The organism is Luteibacter sp. P1_D3 (genome assembly GCF_056406135.1).
This window is the reverse complement of sequence record NZ_JBFUAT010000005.1, coordinates 1-19422: the sequence shown is the minus strand read 5'-3', so window position 1 is coordinate 19422 and position 19422 is coordinate 1. Positions and strand designations below refer to the sequence as shown.

Annotated in this window: 16 protein-coding genes; 6 read left to right on the top strand and 10 right to left on the bottom strand. The window is 62.4% G+C overall.

What is annotated here, in order from left to right:
* Window positions 1-2 precede the first annotated feature (2 nt).
* Window positions 3-1517, top strand: coding sequence for a lipopolysaccharide biosynthesis protein (locus AC1DYM_RS05185; RefSeq protein ID WP_477336612.1), 1515 nt, complete (start codon window positions 3-5; stop codon window positions 1515-1517).
* Here AC1DYM_RS05185 and AC1DYM_RS05180 read toward each other — a convergent pair.
* From AC1DYM_RS05180 to AC1DYM_RS05145, 8 genes are all read right to left on the bottom strand, one after another.
* The gene (locus tag AC1DYM_RS05180) at window positions 1490-2509 is read right to left on the bottom strand and encodes a glycosyltransferase family 2 protein (protein ID WP_477336610.1); all 1020 of its coding nucleotides are present in this window, start codon (window positions 2507-2509) and stop codon (window positions 1490-1492) included. The two genes, AC1DYM_RS05185 and AC1DYM_RS05180, sit on opposite strands and share 28 nt — an antisense overlap.
* A 2-nt stretch (window positions 2510-2511) precedes the next feature.
* Window positions 2512-3435, bottom strand: a complete 924-nt coding sequence (locus tag AC1DYM_RS05175) for an NAD-dependent epimerase/dehydratase family protein (RefSeq protein ID WP_477336608.1) — start codon at window positions 3433-3435, stop codon at window positions 2512-2514.
* Window positions 3432-4529, bottom strand: a complete 1098-nt coding sequence (locus AC1DYM_RS05170; RefSeq protein ID WP_477336606.1) for a glycosyltransferase family 4 protein — start codon at window positions 4527-4529, stop codon at window positions 3432-3434. The genes AC1DYM_RS05175 and AC1DYM_RS05170 overlap by 4 nt, the downstream gene beginning before the upstream one ends.
* Before the next feature lie 34 nt (window positions 4530-4563).
* Complete coding sequence (locus AC1DYM_RS05165) at window positions 4564-6531, bottom strand: hypothetical protein (RefSeq protein WP_477336604.1); 1968 nt, start codon at window positions 6529-6531, stop codon at window positions 4564-4566.
* Window positions 6532-6619: 88 nt separating this feature from the next.
* Entirely contained in the window at window positions 6620-8614 is a 1995-nt protein-coding gene (locus tag AC1DYM_RS05160) for a tetratricopeptide repeat protein (protein ID WP_477336602.1), read from the bottom strand.
* 27 nt (window positions 8615-8641) lie between these two features.
* A complete protein-coding gene (locus AC1DYM_RS05155) occupies window positions 8642-9094 on the bottom strand; it encodes a pilin (protein WP_477336600.1) in 453 nt (150 codons plus the stop codon).
* Window positions 9095-9415: 321 nt separating this feature from the next.
* Entirely contained in the window at window positions 9416-10627 is a 1212-nt protein-coding gene (locus AC1DYM_RS05150; RefSeq protein WP_477336598.1) for a hypothetical protein, read from the bottom strand.
* 225 nt (window positions 10628-10852) lie between these two features.
* Window positions 10853-11290, bottom strand: coding sequence for a pilin (locus AC1DYM_RS05145; RefSeq protein ID WP_477336596.1), 438 nt, complete (start codon window positions 11288-11290; stop codon window positions 10853-10855).
* A gap of 166 nt (window positions 11291-11456) precedes the next feature.
* Between AC1DYM_RS05145 and AC1DYM_RS05140 the strand changes: the two genes are divergently transcribed.
* Window positions 11457-13544, top strand: a complete 2088-nt coding sequence (locus AC1DYM_RS05140) for a S9 family peptidase (RefSeq protein WP_477336593.1) — start codon at window positions 11457-11459, stop codon at window positions 13542-13544.
* A gap of 38 nt (window positions 13545-13582) precedes the next feature.
* Here the strand turns inward: AC1DYM_RS05140 and AC1DYM_RS05135 are convergent, their stop codons facing one another.
* Window positions 13583-15487, bottom strand: coding sequence for an acyltransferase family protein (locus AC1DYM_RS05135; RefSeq protein WP_477336591.1), 1905 nt, complete (start codon window positions 15485-15487; stop codon window positions 13583-13585).
* A gap of 110 nt (window positions 15488-15597) precedes the next feature.
* Window positions 15598-15741: an AAA family ATPase gene (locus AC1DYM_RS05130; protein WP_477336589.1), complete on the bottom strand. Its 144-nt coding sequence runs from the start codon at window positions 15739-15741 to the stop codon at window positions 15598-15600.
* Between the two features lie 164 nt (window positions 15742-15905).
* Between AC1DYM_RS05130 and AC1DYM_RS05125 the strand changes: the two genes are divergently transcribed.
* From AC1DYM_RS05125 to AC1DYM_RS05110, 4 genes are all read left to right on the top strand, one after another.
* Window positions 15906-16787 (top strand): hypothetical protein, encoded by an 882-nt coding sequence (locus AC1DYM_RS05125; protein WP_477336587.1) that lies wholly within the window; start codon window positions 15906-15908, stop codon window positions 16785-16787.
* Between the two features lie 46 nt (window positions 16788-16833).
* Window positions 16834-17280 carry a hypothetical protein gene (locus AC1DYM_RS05120; RefSeq protein WP_477336585.1) on the top strand — a complete coding sequence of 149 codons (447 nt, stop codon included), beginning with the start codon at window positions 16834-16836 and terminating at the stop codon, window positions 17278-17280.
* Window positions 17277-17528, top strand: coding sequence for a hypothetical protein (locus AC1DYM_RS05115; RefSeq protein ID WP_477336583.1), 252 nt, complete (start codon window positions 17277-17279; stop codon window positions 17526-17528). The genes AC1DYM_RS05120 and AC1DYM_RS05115 overlap by 4 nt, the downstream gene beginning before the upstream one ends.
* 679 nt (window positions 17529-18207) lie before the next feature.
* Window positions 18208-19422 (top strand): IPT/TIG domain-containing protein (locus AC1DYM_RS05110; protein ID WP_477336581.1); only part of this gene is annotated, 1215 nt, incomplete at its 3' end.

The window sequence follows — 19422 nt, the reverse complement described above, 5'->3', positions numbered from 1 at the left end:
GGGTGAGCCTCAGCCGAAACATCGTTGCCAACTACATCGGCGCCGGCTGGAGCGCGCTGATGAACGTGGCCTTTGTTTCGGCCTACGTGCACTACCTCGGGCCCGAGGGCTACGGCATTGTCGGCGTGTTTGCGCTTCTCATCGGCTTGCTCACGCTGATCGATCTGGGTATGGCGCCCACGGTCAGTCGTGAACTCGCACGCCTGCAAGCCCAGCCTGAAGACGGAGCCCGCGACAGTCGGCAACTGCTGCGGAGCGTGGAATGGGTGGTCGGTGTCCTTGCGGTCGTTGTCGCGGCTGTGCTGTGCTTCAGTAGTCCCTGGCTGGCGGCGCACTGGCTGGAAACACGCGACCTGGCTGTTGCCGATGTGATCGTCGCGTTGCGTGTGATGGGTGTGCTGGTAGCACTCCGGCTGGTTGAGAACGTTTACCGCAGCGCTCTTATCGGGCTTCAGAGGCAAGTCGTGCTTAACGGCGTGCTCGCCGCGTCGGCCACGCTGCGGAACGCGGGCGCCTTCGCCATCGTCGCGTGGGTATCGCCGACTGTCACGGCTTTTTTCCTTTGGCAGCTGGGCGCCGCAGTAGCCACGGTCATCGCGTTCGCTGCGGTCGTTTATGTGTGGCTTCCCGCTTACGCTGGACCGCGCACGTTCTCGTTCGCGCCGTTGAGTGCGGCATGGCGATTCGCCGCGGGAACGATGATCGTGGCCAGTATGTCGGTCGTACTCAGCAATCTGGACAAGGTGTTGCTGACGCGTCTGCTGTCCCTGGATGCGTTTGGTTACTACGCGCTCGCCGTGGTCGTGGCACAGACGCCGCTAGGTCTGGTGACGCCGATCGCCCAGGCCTTCTACCCACGATTCACCCAGGCCTACGCGGCTAAGTCGCCCGAGCTCTCGGGCATTTATCACATGGCGTGCCAGCTCGTCAGCGTGCTCCTCGGCAGCGCCACGGCGTTTCTCGTCTTCCTCGGGCACCCGCTGCTCATGCTGTGGCTACGCGATCCCGCCACGGTGGAGCAGGTGCAGATGCTTGTGGCGATCCTGGCGGTCGGAAGCATGCTCAATGGCATGATGACCCTGCCGTATTTCCTGCAGCTGGCGGCGGGGTGGACCGGCTTGACCATCCGGGTCAACGTGGTCGCCATTCTGCTCGTGGTCCCCGCGCTCGTGGTTTTCGTCCCCCGTTACGGTGCGATCGCCGCCGCACTCACGTGGCTGGCGTTGAATACGGGTTACGCGGTGGTCGTCGTTCCGCTCATGCATCGACGCCTGCTTCAGGGCGAGCAGCGGCGCTGGTATGCCACCGATGTGCTGCCGCCCTTGCTGGCGGCTACCGTCGTCGGCTTGTCGTGGCGCCTGGGAGGCCCCCGCGAGGCCTCGGGCCTGGGTGGCTGGATGTGGCTGGGTGTCGCCGGCGTGTCCATTCTGGGCTGTGCCGCCTGGGCTGCCGCGGATGTCCGCACCGAGGTGCGGCGTCGATGGGCGGGTTATCGCGTCACGCGTGGCCAGCCGTAACGCAGCAGCATCGTCAGCTTTCGCGGCACGAGGCGGAACACACTGAAATAGCGGCTCGGCATGACACGAGGATCGGCAAGGTTCACCTTGCGCTGTGCAATCAGCGTTCCTCGGTGGTGAATCAGTGCCAGCGGTACGGCAAGGTAGATATCACGGAAGATGTGCCAACTGCGGCGGACCAGGGCAAGTGCCACCCCCTCGATGGCCAGGATGCACAGATGCATGGCAAGGAGCGGCCAGACGCCGATGCCCGGCGTGCAGGTGACCATGGCGAACGTCTTGTTCCGTTCGCTGAGGCGGCGCCGACGCAGGGTCGTCGATAGCGAGCGATCACCTGCGCGGTTCCCGCCGAAAGTTTTTCCCTGCCAGTGGCGATAGCCGCTCGTGGCCAGCGCCCTGACATGCGCGCCGCGCAGGCGCGCCACGCAGCAGAGGTACAGGTCTTCCCCGATGGATTCCATCCACGCCGGAAAGCCGCCGATCTCGTCCCAGAACGCGCGACGGATCCACAGGCACGCGCCAATCGTCATGGCGACCTCATCCGTCGATATATCTTCGTTCGGCACGGGGTTGTAGAAGGGGTCGAGCAGGCAGCCACGATCCACCAGGGCGCCGCTCTGCCAGTCGTACTGGGGAAGCGTGAGTACCACTTCCTCGGTCGTCGTCGACGAGACGTCCAGCAACGCGGAGAGGGCGCCCGGCATCAGCGCGGCGTCGTTGTTCAACAGCAATACGAAGGGCGTGCCGGCGGCGGCGACCATGCGGTTATTGCCGATGCAGAAGCCGACATTCGTCTCGCTTGCGATGATCTGGACCTGCGGATAGTGCTCGCGAAGGAAATCGACCGAGTCGTCTGTCGAGGCGTCATCGTGAACGAGGATGTCCACCTGATCACCAAGACCTTGCGAAAGAATCGACTCGATGCAGTCGGCCAGCAGGGCGCGCCCGTTGTAGTTGGCGATGCATACCGTGCAACGCGAGTCGGTGGCCATGCTCATGCGTCCCGGTGGCGGAACCATTGCCAGGTGGCAGCGATGCCTTGCTCGAGCGACACCGCTGCGCGCCATCCATAGAGACGCAACGCGGCCGACGGGTCGACAGCGACATGCGTGGCATCCACGGCGCGAGGTGGCTTGTAAATGCGGGGCAGGTCTCGTCCGCTCACACGCTCCATGATCTCGAACAGCGCGTTGAGGCTCGTGCTCTCACCGCTCGCGGCATTGATGACGTGCACGCCTTCCCGATGCGGCGCGGCGCTGGCTGCCAGGCAAAGCGACACCATGTCGTCGACGTAAATGTAGTCGCGCGTCTGCGACCCGTCGCCCCATACATCCATGGGGGTCGATTCGAGCATGTGTTGGAATGCCTGCGGTATGACGCCGAAACCCCGCCGTGCCGGCTGCCCGGGTCCATAGATGTTGGACGGACGAAGCATCGTGGCGGAGCCGCCGAATTGCGCACTCCATGCGCCGACGAAAGCCTCCGCGGCGGCCTTGGTAGCGCCGTGGTAAGAACGCGGCGCGATGAGATCGCTCTCGGTCGACGGGTGATGATCGATGGGGCTGTATAGCGAGCCCGCGGACGAGACGTAGACCAGATGTACGCTCGGGCTGGCCTGCAATGCCTGGAGCAGTTCGGCGAGCGGGAGCAGATGGTCCGTGACTTCGTATGTCGGCCGGCCGGCGGAACTGCCGGGTGTCGACGCGCTTGCCAGATAGATGACCGCGGTGATGCCTTCGAGCAAGTCCGCCCATGGGGCATGGGTGAGCGATGGGAGGACATGCCACTCGGCGAGGTCGGAGCGTGTGTCGCCACGGGTGGCGACGGCGCGCACCGCGACACCCTGCGCACTGAGTGCTGCGACCACATGCCGACCGAGGAAGCCGCCGGCGCCCGTCACAAGAACATGCGGTGTCATCGGACAGGCGCCTGCAGTCGGGCGTAGACGTTTGCGTACCGTGTCGCTGCATCGTCCCACGTGCCGAACATTTGGCGAGCCCATACGCGCGCGTTGGTCGAGATGCGGGCCTGGGTGTCGTCATTCTCGAGGGCGTCGATCGCGGCGGCATACGTGGCCGGGCTGTCGCAGAGAAAACCCGTTTCGGCATGCTCGACGATGCTGGCGTGCGCCGGCATGTCCGAGGCGATGATCGGCAGTCCCGAGGCTAGCGCTTCCAGCATCGTCTGCGGCCGCCCTTCGGCATGGCGACTTAGCGTGATAAGGCCGCGCGCCATCGGGAACCAGCGAGTGGCCAGTTCATCGGCCGATGCCGCGCCGTGGTAGTGGATCCAAGGCGGCAACGACACGGTCTCCTGCATGGGGCCGATCAGATGAAGCTCGCGCGATTTTCCTTCAAATAACGGCTTGGACCATTCAACCAGAGGGCCGAGCTTGTTGGCCGTCAACCGCGTCACCGCAATCCAGCGTGCCGGGTCGGCCGGCTGGCGGGCGATGTCGTACCAGCGCTGGTCGATGCCGAACGAGACTGGGATCACCAAGGCCAGGTCACCGAAGGCTTTCTCAAGGATTGGAACCATCCATTCGGCATTGGGGCACAGGGCGACACGACGCCCGCGCATGGAGCGACGAAGCAAGCTTCGCATGAAGGGAAGGCGCAGCAGGTTGAGATCGTTTCCAAGGACCGAGATCACGGCGGGCTTGCCGTCGCGTGGCAACGGCAGCGCGGATTGCAGCCAGTTCACGTGATACAGGTCGGTCGCCGTCTCGCGGCGGTAGCACTGGCGCAGCATGTGGAGAAGACGCACGGGCTGGCCAGCGGCGCGCCAGCCGGCGCTTCGCATCAAGTGAGAGATCCCGCCTGCTTCCATGAGCTTCCGTAGCCAGGCCGCTTCTTCCGGGGTTGCCGCGTACGACACTTCGGTCGGGAGTTCGCCGGGAGGTGCCCAAAGCCTCAGGGAGGCATCTGTGCGCCTGCCGATCGCGGCGGCAAGATGGCGTATGAACACACCACGCCAGTCGCCGGCGTCCGTGGGATACGAGGTACTGGTCATCAGGATATTCATGCGGCGTGCGGAGCCCTGCGCATCACGATTGGGGCGGTGTCACGGATGTGGTGCTCGCAACATCGATCTGTGCCTGGAGTTGACCGATCTGCGTACGCAGGCGTCCGCCGACATTGAGTCGCTCCAGTCGCGCCAATTGGTCCCTGGCGGTGGCGAGGTCGCCCATGGCGATGGCGTAACGCAGCGTCGTGATGTGATAGGCCGGCTCCGAAGGCTCGACCTCGGTCGCCTTGCGGATCATGGCGTAGCCGAGCGGCCGGTCGCCCAGTCCCGCCCACGCGAACTCGCTATACGCCGCCAGCAAGCGCGAATGCGGCGCCGGATGAGAGAGCGCGGCCAGGTACACGGCAAGGAGCCTGTCGTTTGGAAGATCGCAGCCCTTCTGCAGCGCACAGGTCGACAACGACATGATGGCGCTTTCGTCTTCGACTGCGACGGGGTTGGCGCGCAGCTTGGCCTCCATGGACTGCCACCACTCGTCCTTCAGGGGGCGATCCATCTTCGACGCGAAGAAGATCAGGGCCTGCTCGGGAAGCGTCGACGATCGCGGCATCGCCGCTGCCCGTTCCAGTGCCCGGTATGCCGGCGTGATGAAGGGAGAGTCCGGCTTGTAGGCGGACGTGATGATGTACGTCCGGCCGAGTTCGTACTGCGCCCGGGGTGACATCGGTGCCCGGTTCGCCAGCTCCTGTGCCAGCGAGAGCGGTGTCGCCCAGCGGGTCGCCGTGAATGCCGTCATCGCGAGCAGATAGGCACCCAGCACAGCCAGTATGACGGTGCCGCCGCGTCGGCCAGCCATGGGCTGAGCTTCGGGGTTGCCGACCCCGCGCAGGAAAGCGACCAGGGCGAGTACGAGGCCCAGGCTGGAGAAGTAGTTACGATGCTCGTAGATCAGTTCGAGCGGGATGATCGTGGCGGTAAGCACGTGGCAGGCGAAGAACCAGCCGGTGCCCAGTGCGAACAACGGCATGCGTTTACGCAAGGCGATCCCGACAACCACGACGGCGGCTAGCACCCCTGCGCACAGCAGGGTCGCCCAGGGCTGGGTCCAGCCCGTCGARGTTATGAAGTCGTCGTGATAGAACGACAGATCCGACGGCGTCGGCAGCACGGTCCAGATGATGTAGTCGACGACGATGCGGCATTCGCTTAGAAGTCGCTCCTGCATCGTGAAGCTGCGTGGTGCCCAAGTGCTATGGGCAAACAGCGCGGGGCCCACCACGATCGCGCCGGCAAGGAAGGGGATCGCGAGGACCACGACGAAGAGGCCGACGACCTTGCGGCTGATCCTGCGTGCCGGCGTCAGGGAGGAGGCGCGAAAGCCGAGGACGAGCCATTCGAGCAATCCCGCATACAGCGGAGTGAGGATCGCGGTCTCTTTCGCAAGCAGGCCGAGCGCGGTGGCGCCAATCAGGCTGGATGCCGCCAGCCCGAAGCCCTTCCTTCCGGCAATCATGCGGCGGCGCCCGATCGTGTAGCCGAGCAGGCCAATCAGGACGAACAGGTTGGCAAGGCTCTCCATGCGCTGGACGACGTAAAGCACCGCCGTGAGGTTGATCGGCATCACCAGCCACAGCGCCGTGACGATCATGGCATTCATGCCGTCGTTGCGCGTCGGCGTGCGCATCGCCCCAGCGAACAACAGGCGGAGCAGCGCAAAGGCAACCAGTCCGTTGAGCAGATGGATGACGATGTTCGTCACCTTCATGCCAAAGGGATCCAGCCCGCCCAGCAGGTAGTTGAGCGCGAAGGTCAGCGAGGCCAGCGGGCGCTTGAACTCGCTTGACGGGGACGACAACGCAGCCGACACGAGCGACGGCACGGACCAGTTCGTGATGTGGATGCCGTCGTTGTCGACGATGTTCGGGAAATCGTCGAACAGGTAGCCACCCCTGGCGCCCGGCAGATAGGCGGCGGCCGTCACCAGCATCGCGATCAGGAGCCAGAATCCGGGTCGGAGGCGCAGCTGGGCAAGGGAGCGCAATGTCATGAACCAATCTCAGGTAGCGGAGTGCCTGCAATGACACGCACGAGGAGCGACTTTACCGGGCATTTCAGTGATGCGACAGCCTCCGTCATCAGGTCGTCGTCGCGGATCGGCGCTGCTCTGCGGCCGTCAGGACCTCGCGCAGGTGATCCAGTTCGTCAGGCCAGTAACGTTGGCGTTCCAGGACCCGGGCATGGATCCAGGCCATGGGATCGCGTAGCGATGGGCCAGCGGCGGCAGGTAACGTTTCGAAAAGCGCGAGATGGCGCAGTCCCAGATCGGGACGGCCTGCCCGCCCGAGCAGGGCGGCTTCGTTCAGCGCGACCTTGGGCGTGGGTTCCTCCGCAAGGGCCGTCGCAAATAGTCCCGCGGCGGCGTCAGCGTGCCCCTCGGACAGGGCGATCACGCCAGACAGGTGAGCGACATCCTGGCGTCTTCCCGGTAGCGCTGCAACGCGCGGATTGCTTTGAAGTGCGCTCAACAAGGCATGCAAGGCTGTCGCGTCGAGGCCACGACAGCCCGGCCGGGACAGCTTGCCGATGCGCTCTTCAAACCAGTGCGTCACAAGGGCGCCCGGATCGCGCCTGGCTGTGGCAAACGCCCGTGTGGTGTAGCTGAGATCGTCGGCGCTGACACGCCCAAGGACGCAGTGAATATCGAGAAGGTTGATCGCGACCTGGGGCTCTCCGTCGAAGCGGTGTCGCGCGGTGTCGATCCTTTGAAGCGCTTCACCTATTCGTCCGGTGGCCAATTCCACACCCGCGGCGTTCGATTGCGCACGTGGTGAATCGGGCTGCAGGCGAGCCCAGACCTCAGCCTGCGCCACCTGGTCGCCCCACAATGCCGCCTGAGTGTAAGTGAGGCAGGCAACCCCCACGAGCAATAGGGTAGGGAGGCCGCGGCGCAGCCACGGGAACGGTGCATCGACGATCAATAGTGCCAGCGGCCAGAACAACAGCGCGGAAGGGAGGTAATTGCGATGTTCGAAATAAAGTTCTAGGGGCACCGAGGTCGACTCAAGCGCATGTCCCGCAAAGAAGAAGAGCACCGCGACCGCGGCGGCCGGGAATCGCCTGCGCCACACGATCGCCAGGCCAACCAGCATGACGCACGCGGCCAGCGGCAGAACGACGCGCCGCAGATCCAGTACGGACGTTGCGGCCGTCATCTGGTCGTGAAAAAACGCCCCGCCCGCCGGGAGAACCAGCCACAGCCTTGCGGCATAGTCGAGGAGAATCGAGGGCTCGGTGAGCAGGCGCTGGCTCACGGTCCACCCGCGATCCGGTAGCGCAGGCTGTCCCAGGGCGGCTAAGGCCAGCCACGCCAGTGCGACGAGCAGAAGTGCGCTGGGAAACAGGATCGCCACGCGTGCGACCCGTCGGTAGTCCCGACGCGCAGCTTCCGGCAGTGGCGGCAGCGTGACCTCGATCGCCAGTGCCAACAAGGGGATGACCACGGCGTTCGCCTTGCACAGCAGGGCCAGGCCTGCCGTCGCCACGGCGGACGCAAAGAGCCTGAAAGCCGCGCGCCGATCCGCATCGCCGAGGGCATCGCGACCCTTCAGCCAGAGGATCAGCGCAGCGAGCGAAAAGGTGGCGACCAGCATCGCCTCGCGCTGCACCACGTAGAGCACGGTCGAGACGAGAAAAGGATGGAGCGCCCAAAGAGTGGCGGCAAACCACGCCGCCTGCGTACGTCGTGCCGGGCTCAGATTGAGGTGGCGACCCAAATGGCTGAGCAGTGTGCCAAGCAAGAGCGCGTTGGCGAGATGGATCGCCAGATTGGTGATCTTGAACGGCAGCGGATCGGCGGGCCAGTCGTGGGCATTCATCAGGAAGCTGACGAGTGCCAACGGACGCCCGGTGGGATCGGATGTGCCCGAGGTGACGTAGCGGATAAAGCTGGAGGCGTCGTGGATGGGTCCGTTCGCACCGAGTTGCGGCAGCGTTGCCCAGTCGTCGAAAAGAAACGGCCCATGCAAGCCGGGCAGGTACACGAGTACCGCCGCGACGACCAGCAGGACGGGAAGCAACAGGAGATCACGCGGCGTCGAAATCATGCGATAGACAAAAAAAAGGGGCCGCAAGCGGCCCCTTCTTTCAAGCCCTCAGGCTTACTTGCGGCAAACGGTCGGCAGGTAGACGTCCGGCACGGTCGTCTTCGAGGCGCCGCCGGCGTCCGAACGGCAGTTCCAGGAGATCGAGCCGCCGCTGTTGCTCGGCGAGAGGTCGAAGTGGAGGGTCTGGATGTTCTTGTTCGCGTTCGTCGAATTGAACGTGACCGTGATCACGCCGCCAGCTTGAACCAGCTGGCTTACGTACTTGCCCGTGACCGAAGCAGCGGGCGACAGGCCAGCCGAGAGGTTGTTCGTCGGGTAACGACCGTAGTTCTGGAAGTACTCGGCAACAGCGGTCTTGGCGCCGTCAGCCAGGTTCACGCCTTCCGACACCTGGGTCTTGATCAGGTAGTTCTGGTACTGCGGGATAGCGATGGCAGCCAGGATCGCGATGATCGCAACCACGATCATCAGTTCGATCAGGGTGAAGCCCTTCTGGACGTTCTTCATGAATGTTCCTCGTTGAATTGACTAACCGAAAAAAGTGACGCCCCCTGAGCCCTAGTCCCCGGCCCCGCTGGGCGGGAACGCAGGCACCCCTCACTTACTTTGGTCAGGAACGACCAGGAAGCTCGCCGCAAAGCCTGCATGGTCTATGCCATGGCTTCCGCGACCGGCATATTGCCTCATATCTGCCGGTGCCGGGATTGTGCATCGGGTCACGCTATGACATCAACAGGAAAAATTCGAAGATTCATGGGATTGCAGCGAAGCATGGATGTGACCACGGAGGTCACTATGTGACGCAAAGCGTCCAGTCATATGCCGAAATCAATCATTTGCGACGACGCCCGTTGGGGTCGTCCTGAGCCGGGCTCGTACACGCTCATAGCGACCGACAAGCCACATCCATCCCGCTGCGGCGAGGATCCATTCGATCCCGCGATAAGGCACGGCATACCGGGCATCCGCTTGGAGTACGGTGAACACCATCGTCAGGAACGCGACGGCGAATGCGGCAAGTACGAGCGGCTTGGGACGCGCACGTGCCGTTGCAAGTACGACGATCAGACCGACGAGTGCCAGCGACATCAGTAGCGGGTTGGCGATGATGAAAAGGTCGGTGGTGATGCGAAGAGGCCCCTGTCCTGAAAGCGGCGATTGCAGCGTCGGGAACACATAGATCCCGCCGTTGCCGATGCCGATCTCCCATCCCCACAGCTCCACGGGCTTGCTCAGGTACCAGAGCGTGTAGCGCAGCGGCTCACTTGAAAAGCGACCGAAAATGCTGGACAGGCCCTGGGCACGATTTTGCTGCAACCGATTGACGTCGGCGTCGATGGCATTCAGGACGGCCCGGGGCGTCTCGTCCCGTTTGACGACAACGGAGGACCACGCCGTGTGGTATTCGGGCCAGGAGCCCTGGACGAAGTTCATCGCAATGCGGTCGCTGGCGCGATCGCTTCGAGTGGATGGAAGGCTGGCACCTCTGACGGACCACGCTGTTGCGGGTATCAGTGCGGCCAGCAGGACCATCGACCACATCGGCCGACGATCCCGATCTCGCCATAGCGCAACAAGGGCGAATAGCGGGAGTACGGGTAAGAGTGTCGCGTTCGTCAACGCCGCTGCCGCGAAGAAAAGTCCCGCTGCGGCGCCGATCCAGCGAGAGCGTCGATCGTACCCCACCTGCAGTAGAACGAGTCCGAGAACGAACAGAAACCCAACGAGGGTTTCACTGAGGACATAACCGGTCAGGGTGATGGCATGTGGCCAGAACGTCATGCCGAGGCCGACCACGAAGGCAGCGGCCATGCCGAGCCAACGCCGGGCGAGCACGAAGTACATCGCAACGGTAGCCGCAGAAAGCACGCTCTGAACATCCAGTGTCAACAGGTAAAAGCCTTGCTGCCGTCCTGCAACACTCATCAGTATCGCGAGAAAGGTCGGGTATCCCGGGTCGCGGAATCCATCGGGCAGCAATACGCCTTCGGTCTGCATCGAAAACACATGGTGATCGAGCAGGTTGATCGCGTAGACCACGTATTGCACCGCGTCGCCACGGAGTGGATCAACGACAACGGCGTTATGGACGTAGTAGAGGCGGACGAGAAGCGCGAGCGCAGCGATCGCCGCCAGGGCGATGATCTGCCTGCGTGTCCATGCAACTGAGTGCACTATCTCAACTCCTTTCGTGGCAAGGTCATCACCGCTTCTGGCGGTAGAAGCGCGTGACAATACGCGAAAGGAAGGGAAGACGCGCGCCGATCAACCCTGGCCACATCCACGGGGTGCGAACTGCGGATCGACGTTCCCTTTGCAGGACCAGCCAACGCTGCCGCCGTTATCGATAGCGGAAAGGACGAGCTTGGATTGTGCGATCGCGGGATTGGAGGAGGGTTTGGCGTAATTGACCTGAATCACCCCGTTGGCCACCAGTGCGACGGATGATACGTAGCGGCCCGAGATGGACGCCGCGGTCGGCAGTCCTGCCGACTCGTTCGTGGCAGGAAATGCCCCTTTCGCATTGCGAAATTCGGCAACGGCCGTTTGCGCAGCGGCAGACACGGCCATGCCCTCGGACGCCTGGGCGCGGATCACATAGTTCCTGTAAGAGGGGATAGCGATGGCAGCCAGGATCGCAATGATGGCGACGACGATCATCAGTTCGATAAGGGTGAAGCCGCGGCGATGATCGGGTGACATGGGTTGGCTCCATCGTGGTCGAGACCCTCTAGCAGGTTTCGTACCATGGGTAAGCGGGCGCCCGGCCGATGGCGGAAAGTGAGACGGGGCGCACACGTGCTTGCGCATCGGGGGCTGGGACCTTACCGTCGCCGGTGTCTCCGAACGACCAAGGGAACCCCCAAGCATGAAACCACTTCTCGCCGCGCTGGCCCTCGCGCTGGCGTCCGGCCCTGTCCTGGCCGCTGACGCCGACAGCGCCGCCGCGCATCCTTTCTCTATCCGCGACCTGGTCATGATGGACCGTGTCGGGGATCCGCAGCTGTCGCCGGATGGCCGCTATGCACTCTTTACCGTGCGCGCCACGGACTACGCCGCGAACAAGGGCAACACCTCGATCTATGTGATGGACCTCAACAAGCCGCCACAGCCGATGAAGGTGGTGGAGAAGGGCTCGTCGCCGCGCTGGGCCCCGGATGGCAAGTCCATCTTCTACAGCGCGCCGAAGGACGGCATTGCGCAGGTCTGGCATCGCGCCTTCGATGCCGATAACGCCAAGGGCCTGGCCTTGACGATCCGAACCGGCGACGCCGTGACGTCGGCACCGCTCGATGTCGGCTCGTTCAAGCTCTCGCTGGATGGCTCGAAGCTGCTGCTTAGCTATGAAGTGTTTACCGACTGCGCCGACCTGGCCTGCACCAAGGAGCGTCTGGACGGCCGCGAGAAGGACAAGTCGACTGGTACTGTCTACGACAAGCTTTTTGTCCGGCACTGGGATACGTGGGCCGACGGCCGACGCAACCAGCTCTACATCGCCGACGCCAGCAATGCTTCGCAGCCAGCACTGCTGAGCAAGGGCATCGATGGCGACGTGCCGAGCAAGCCTTTTGGCGGCGAAGACGAGTTCACCTTCTCGCCGGACGGCAAGACCGTGTACTTCGATGCACGCATTGCCGGCAAGACCGAGCCCTGGTCGACCAACTTCGACGTCTATAGCGTGCCTGCCGATGGCTCGGCCGCTCCGACAAATCTCACGGCCGACAACCTGGCCTGGGATGCGAACCCGGTCGTGTCCCCGGACGGCAAGACCCTCTTCTATACGGCCATGAAGGATCCGGGCTCGGAAGCCGATCGTTTCGGCATCTGGGCTCTCGACATCGCCTCGGGCTCGAAGCACGAAGTCGATCCCTCATGGGACCGCTCCGCCGGGACGCTCACGGTGTCGGCTGATGGCAAGACCCTTTACACCACCACCGACGACAACGGCCAGCATCCGCTGTTCGCGATCGACGTGGCGACGGGCAAGGCCACCACGCTGGTCACAGACGGTTCCGTCAGTGGCTTCTCGATCGGCGGCAACAAGGTGCTGCTCACCCGCGACGACCTGAAGCATCCGGCCGATCTCTACACGGCGGACGTCAAGGGCAAAGGCCTCAAGCAGGTTTCGCATTTCAACGCCAAGCGCATCAAGAGTGCGCAGACGGGTGACTTCGAGTTCTACACCTTCAAGGGTGCGAACGGCGACACCGTGCAGGGCTACGTGGTCAAGCCGGTGGGCTTCAAGAAGGGCAAGACCTATCCGGTCGCCTTCGTCATCCACGGCGGTCCGCAGGGTGCGATGACCAATAGCTGGAGCTATCGCTGGAACGCCCAGACTTACGCGGGGCAGGGCTTCGCCGTGGTCACGGTGAATTTCCACGGGTCGACGGGTTACGGCCAGAAGTTCACCGACGCCATCTCGGGTGACTGGGGTGGCAAGCCGCTCGAAGACCTCAAGGCCGGCTGGAGCGCCGCGCTGTCGAAGTACAGCTTCCTCGACGGCGACCGTGCCTGCGCCCTCGGCGCGAGCTACGGCGGCTACATGGTCTATTGGATCGCCGGCGTGTGGAACCAGCCGTGGAAGTGCCTCGTCGACCACGACGGTGTCTTCGACGCGCGCGCCATGTACTACGACACCGAAGAGCTCTGGTTCGAAGAGAAGGAGAACGGTGGCACGCAGTACGATCACCCGGAAAACTACGAGCGCTTCAACCCGATCAACCACGTGAAGGACTGGCGCGTGCCGATGCTCGTCATCCACAGCGGCAAGGACTTCCGCATTCCGGAAACGCAAGGCCTGGGCGCGTTCACCGCGCTGCAGCGTCGTGGCATTCCGAGCAAGCTGCTGCATTTCCCGGATGAAAACCATTGGGTGCTCAAGCCGCAGAACAGCGTGCAATGGCATGAAGAGGTCAATGCGTGGTTGAAGGAGTGGACGGCTCCTACGACCAAGTAAGATAAGGAAAAAATGGCGACCTTCGGGTCGCCGTTTTTTTAGGGGGTGTGCAGTCGTTCCCGCTTCGGCTGATCAGCCAGGAATTGCTCGGCGAAAGCGGCCGCTGCCGTCCAGGAGATGTGATTGTCGTCCCAGTACAATGGCATGCCGTCGCGTACCCCAGGGCAGACGGTCTGGTCGCAGAAGAAATCGAGTGGCTCGACATAGGCGACGTTGGCATGTCGTGCAGGGAACGAAGAAAGGAGCTGGCGGATCGCTGCGGACTTCGTGACAAAGGCATCCCGAGTTACTTCGCATGCGTGCGGCGAGGCCTTTCGCAGGCAGTCTGGCACGGAAGCGGGCAAGTCCGGCGTAGGCCCGATGATGATGACGTGGCTCACATGGCCTGAAAGCTCACCGACCATCGCAGTGAAGGAAGCCGTGAAATTGGCCGTGGGATTGCCCGGCCAACGCGCGGACAGGATCACGGTGTCCATCATCTCCGCGCGACGCAGCGCCAGTTCGTCGAAATCCTTGCAGCGTGAAATGAACAAGGGTGCTTGTCCGCTATCTGAGTCGACGCTGGGTGTGCACGCATCGCGCGAGTAGGCGATGGCGGTTTTCCCTGCGCGATGCGCGATTGCAATGGCGAAAGGTTGAAAGGCCATCGCATGGGAGTCGCCCCAGATGGCAACGCGTGGCGGTGCCGTCCCTCCGAGCACGCACACCGCTTCGTCCGGGAGGGCGGCAGGCATCGTCATCCGGTTATTGCAAAGACGGAAGTTGGTCGGTGCATCCTGCTCGGCGGCCACGCCAGGATCGTGTGGCGGAGGCGAGGCTGCCGTCATGTTCGCCAGTTGCGTCGCAAGAATCGCCATCGCCATGCTGGCTACCAGGGTGGCTCCGACAAGTCGTCGCGGGGCCGCCACAGGTATGCGCTGGATTGGCCGTTCGAGCCAGCGCCAGGTCGCGGCGGCAAGCGCCATCGCGGTTAGTAAGAGCGCGCCTCGCACCGACGCGTCGAGCCGCCCGGGCCATGTCGCAGAAGCGAGGGCTAGCAGGGGCCAGTGCCACAGGTAGAGGGGATACGAAATACGCCCAATCAGCACCATGGGGCGGGATGACAACAGTCGCCATATGCCCCCCGCGCTCGTGGATGCGTGCAGTAGCAGTCCTGCCCCAAGCGCTGCGGGCAGGGCGCCGATTCCGGGAAAGTGATGGGTCGGGGCCGCCATGGCCACACCGATGAGGGCGAGACCCGCCCAGCTTTCCCAGCGGCGCGCGCGCGGGCCGGGAGCGGGAGCCCAGGCGATAAGGGCCCCAAGCGACAATTCCCACCAGCGTGACGGCATGGCATAGAAAGCCGCCTGACTGCCTTGGTAGAGCGCCCATTCCGCGAAGGCGATCGACGCGAGTGCACCGATCAAGAAGACGGCGCGTCGCCCGCTGAGGGGTAACCTGCGTGAGAGCCATAGTGCAATCGGCCACACAAGGTAGTACTGCTCTTCGACTCCCAGCGACCATAGATGCAACAGAGGCAGGCGGCTGACATCCGGCCCGAAGTAATCTCCTGTGGTGAACTGAAAGAAGATGTTTGCACCGAACACGACGGATGCGGCCGCGGACTGAAGTGCTGCTTTGAGGTCGCCGTACGACAGAACGAAAAAGCTTGCCGCGACCGTAGCGGTCAGCACGATGGCCAGAGCGGGCAGTAGCCGGCGGGCGCGACGCGCGTAGAACGCCGCAATGTCGATGCGCCCGGTTGCCCCGAGCTCGATCTCCAGCAGTGACGTGATGAGAAAGCCGGAAATGACGAAGAAGACGTCGACGCCCACGAAACCGCCGGCTGGGCCGATGCCTGCGTGGTAGAGGACCACGCCCAGCACGGCGATCGCGCGCATGCCGTCGATATCTGGTCGGTAGCGGAGTGTTTGGTCGCTTGAGGCGGTGGACGTGGAAGCCATGGGGTCCTGGGTGAAAAGCGGCCGAGCTGGTTCCGGATGATATGGCAGTCTCTCGCTGTCCTGCTCAGATGGCGATCGAGGTCCCATTTTATGCGTTTGTAGGCATTCCCCTACAGACGCGGCATCTCGGTCTCTTCTAGCCTCGCCCGGGAGGCGGTGGCGATCGCCTCCAGTAGGGTGGATTTCCCACTGCCATTTTCGCCGACGATGAACATGACCCTGGGATGGAGCTTCAGGGTGCCGAGTTCCTTCACGGCGGGGAGCGAAAACGGGAAGGCATCAAACGACGGTATGCGCTCGCGCCGTAATCTGACGTCGAGTAGGTAATGCTCTGCGTCGAAGGCCGGCGACAGGGTCGTAGCCCGACGCAGCGTCGTCGGTTGGATTGCGAATCCCGATGACTTCGACGGGATAGACCGTGCCTAAAGGACCTCAAGGCGCTGACAACAAGTCCGTTGCAAACAAGTTAGGGACTACCGAGCTGCCACGCGACCCTGGTGCCGGCACTTCGTTCGATGACGAGCACCTGCCAGATGCAGAGTACACGTGTGTGTTGAGAATTGACGGTAGTGCGTTGGATCTCGCGGCGATGGATGCGGCGTTGAACCTGCAAGGCGAGCATGTCTACGTCAACCGACGGGCGACGCAACGGAGGTCTGCGATCAATCTGCGCCGCTGGCAGTACCCGATGGGTGACGGCGGTGAAGGGACCTATCGGATCTGGTCGTCGATCGAGGAGGCGTTAGGCTTCTCCGTCAAGGGCCTCTTTCCCGTTCGAGAAACCCTCAAGAACTACGTCGAAAACGAAGACGCCTACTGGTGGATTGGATGCTTCCATCGGGCGCGCTCATCGTTGATCTATCTATCGCACGACCTGCTCGAAAAACTGGGCGCCATCGGTGCGCCCGCTTGCTTCGATAACTACCATCCTTCGTCGGACGAGGTGGGAACGGACGAGGATGGCGTGTCCGCGATCGGGGACGACGAAGAGGGCGACGGGCTTCCCATTCACCGGTATCGTTTCTGGATAGACAAGGCACGGGGGCCGGGTGGAAGCTATCTTGCGCGAGTCGCCAGTTTGTCCCCCATCGAAGAAGACACGGACTTCGCGGCAGGCATGGAGCGGGTTATCGGTCGGCTCGAGGAGGATCGTCTGCGCAGCGCGGCGTCAGGCAAACCGTGGGCGTTGGTCTGCGAGCATACCCAATACGCCTTCGATGGCGGACCGAGATTCACGCGAGCCCATCTTGAAGGGCTAAGCAACCTGGGAGTTGACGTGGCAATAGTATGGACGTCGTGAGGGTGGGGATTCCAGCTGGCCGAGTCGATTCCGCAAAGGATGATCTATGAGAAAGCCGCTCGTCGTCTTGACGTTTCTCCTGGCGTGCCTGGCTTGCGGCTGGTTCGGATTCTTGTCCGGCTACAGCGAGATGCTTTCGGACCATCTCGATCGGCAATATGCCAACGATGTGGCCCGGCTCATCGCCGAGCGAAGGCTGCTCCGCTGCCTGGAGGAGGACCCGTCGAAGGCGATGGAGAATCTTCGGGTCGATCTGAAAATGCAGCGACAGATCGCGATGCTTACGGATCCGCCGCTTGGCTGGACGGACCGGCTTCGCCTTGCCATGGATCCTCGTACCCTGTGGAACCTCATGCAGCAACAGCGAGCGCAACGTGTAGATCGCGTCAGATACGCGGGCCTGGTTCAGAATGAAAGTCATCCCTCGTCCTGCACAAGCCTCGGTGCCGGCGACTCACAAAGCATCGAGGAACGAAGCGGAGACGGCTCATGATTGATAAGGCGGTAGCCGAACAGATTCACCAAGCCTCGCTTAAAGCGATCGTGGAGTTGTCCACCCTGCTTCGTGACGTGGAGGCGACCTGTCCGAATCCGGACTATCAAAAGATCAAGAGAGGTATTGGTCTATCCATCGGTACCATACAGACTGAGCTGATGGACCTTCTCTACGTGGATCATCCGGAGCTCGACGATCTTGCGGTGGCGGAATTACATTTGGTTATAGGTTATACGCGTGGCTAGATCCCTCGATACGAAGCGATTGATTGTCCTATGCGCTGCAATCCTCCTTATCGCAGTCTCGGCGTGGATTACAGCGTTTGAATTTTTTAAGGATTCGGATAGCTGGTACGAGGCAAGGTCGCTTGTTCTCGCAAATAAACAATATCCAATACCTGCGGACAGTGACGTAAGCCCTCAGTTGAGCGGCTTTTCGTATCGATTCTCCGGCGACTATGAAGCCTTTCAGCTAAACGTGCACTGTAAAGGTTCGACGGATGACCAGTACTTTCATGTTGAGTTCGAACGTCAAGGTGGACGGTTGCAACTGCTTCGCATGAGTCGTAACTGAGAGGGTGGGTAGCTACCTGCCTGCTTGGTGTTCGAATGCACGAGCCGGTCGGCTAGAGCGTCTCCAGGAAAGAACGCAGGTCCTTCCGTTCTTGGACGGTTAGCCCGGTCGCGTACCCAGTGTCGAGGCTTCGATATTAGACCTCCCGGTCGATGGCTGCCTCAAGGGTCGGAATGCTTCCGTCGTGCACGGTTCGCAATTATGTGACGCGAGTAGCAAAAAAAAGATTGCGGACATCGCAATATTTTCCTAGGCACGCTTTGGCGCGGTGCCCGGGGGATACGCTTGCACGTACGTTGGGCTTCGTCCCAGGCGGGCGGGAGCGCCAACGTTTCACTCAGGGGCAAGGGAATGTCAGCTTGGTTTTGGGCTCGGTTCAGAGCGGTTGTCCTCATCTCTTTCCTGGCTCCTGCCGTCAACGCGCAGGAGGTCCATTACACCTATGACGCGGATGGTCGACTGATTGCCCAGGGGCCAGTCGTCGATGGCGTCGCTGTCACCGGTTTCGCGCCAGCATACGGAGCGATTGGAACAACGGTATCCATCCAGGGACAGGGATTTGATCCGGTCGCAGCCAACAATCAACTATCGTTTGGCGGCGTTGCGGCAGTGGTGGATAGCGCCCGCGCCGACCTTCTTACCGCCAAGGTTCCGGCCTCGGCGGTGACGGGGCCTGTCGCTGTCGCGGTTGGTGCAAAGCGCGGCCAATCGGCAAGCAACTTCGTCGTACTTCCCGCCGGCAGCGACCTGTCCGGTCTCTTAGGTGGTACATCGATACCGCTCGATGCTCAGTTTCGATCCTATAGCTCGCTTGCGGGACGTGGTTATGCACTGAGCTTCGCAGGCACGCTTGGTAGCTATATCTCGCTTGACCTGGACACTTCCCGTTGTACAGGCCTGCCTTCCGCGGGGCTGAGCTACAAGCTGTTTGCGCCCGACGGAAGCAGTACGGTCAGTGGCACGCTAGTGAGTACGTCACCGACACTCTTGCTGCCGAGGGCCGCCGCTTCTGGCACGTTTACGCTTGTCCTGAGCGCTTCCCAGGCATGGACGTGCTTTGTCGCAGCGCAAGTGGACGCGACGGTGAAAGCCGAAGACTCGCCCATTCATCTGGTTACCACGTTGCCCTTTCATCAGAAACGTATCGCGTTCGATGTTCCGGACGCCGGCGCCTTTGGTGTGGGTACGTCGGACCTGACTACCCTGCCTGCAAACGGCGCGCTGTATATGAATTTCAACGGCCCTTCGGGAGAGTCTGCCGGTTCGTACGCCTGCGGCTACTCGGGTTATGGGGACTGTCAGGGTCAAATTATCTATCGACCCGCCGGCTCGTATACGGCGACGCTCGCGCCGTACGACACGCGGACGCAAACGATGGATACAAAGTTCTGGCTCACAAAGTATGTGGACGGTGGTGCATTCGAACCCAACTCCACAGTGCATACGGTCATTGAAAAGCCCGGACAGGTCGTGCGTTATACGTTCCACGGGCATGTGGGTCAGTTGCTTCGCCTGCTGGCGACCAACCGAAACATGGGTGCCGGCACCTGGTACGACGTCATCACC

What these genes read in the sequence shown, in the direction of transcription:
- AC1DYM_RS05115 (WP_477336583.1), top strand. Translation starts at nt 17,277, where the DNA reads ATGATTGATAAGGCGGTAGCCGAACAGATTCACCAAGCCTCGCTTAAA.
- AC1DYM_RS05180 (WP_477336610.1), bottom strand. Translation starts at nt 2,509, where the DNA reads ATGGCCACCGACTCGCGTTGCACGGTATGCATCGCCAACTACAACGGG.
- AC1DYM_RS05120 (WP_477336585.1), top strand. Translation starts at nt 16,834, where the DNA reads ATGAGAAAGCCGCTCGTCGTCTTGACGTTTCTCCTGGCGTGCCTGGCT.
- AC1DYM_RS05145 (WP_477336596.1), bottom strand. Translation starts at nt 11,290, where the DNA reads ATGTCACCCGATCATCGCCGCGGCTTCACCCTTATCGAACTGATGATC.
- AC1DYM_RS05155 (WP_477336600.1), bottom strand. Translation starts at nt 9,094, where the DNA reads ATGAAGAACGTCCAGAAGGGCTTCACCCTGATCGAACTGATGATCGTG.
- AC1DYM_RS05170 (WP_477336606.1), bottom strand. Translation starts at nt 4,529, where the DNA reads ATGACCAGTACCTCGTATCCCACGGACGCCGGCGACTGGCGTGGTGTG.
- AC1DYM_RS05140 (WP_477336593.1), top strand. Translation starts at nt 11,457, where the DNA reads ATGAAACCACTTCTCGCCGCGCTGGCCCTCGCGCTGGCGTCCGGCCCT.
- AC1DYM_RS05135 (WP_477336591.1), bottom strand. Translation starts at nt 15,487, where the DNA reads ATGGCTTCCACGTCCACCGCCTCAAGCGACCAAACACTCCGCTACCGA.
- AC1DYM_RS05175 (WP_477336608.1), bottom strand. Translation starts at nt 3,435, where the DNA reads ATGACACCGCATGTTCTTGTGACGGGCGCCGGCGGCTTCCTCGGTCGG.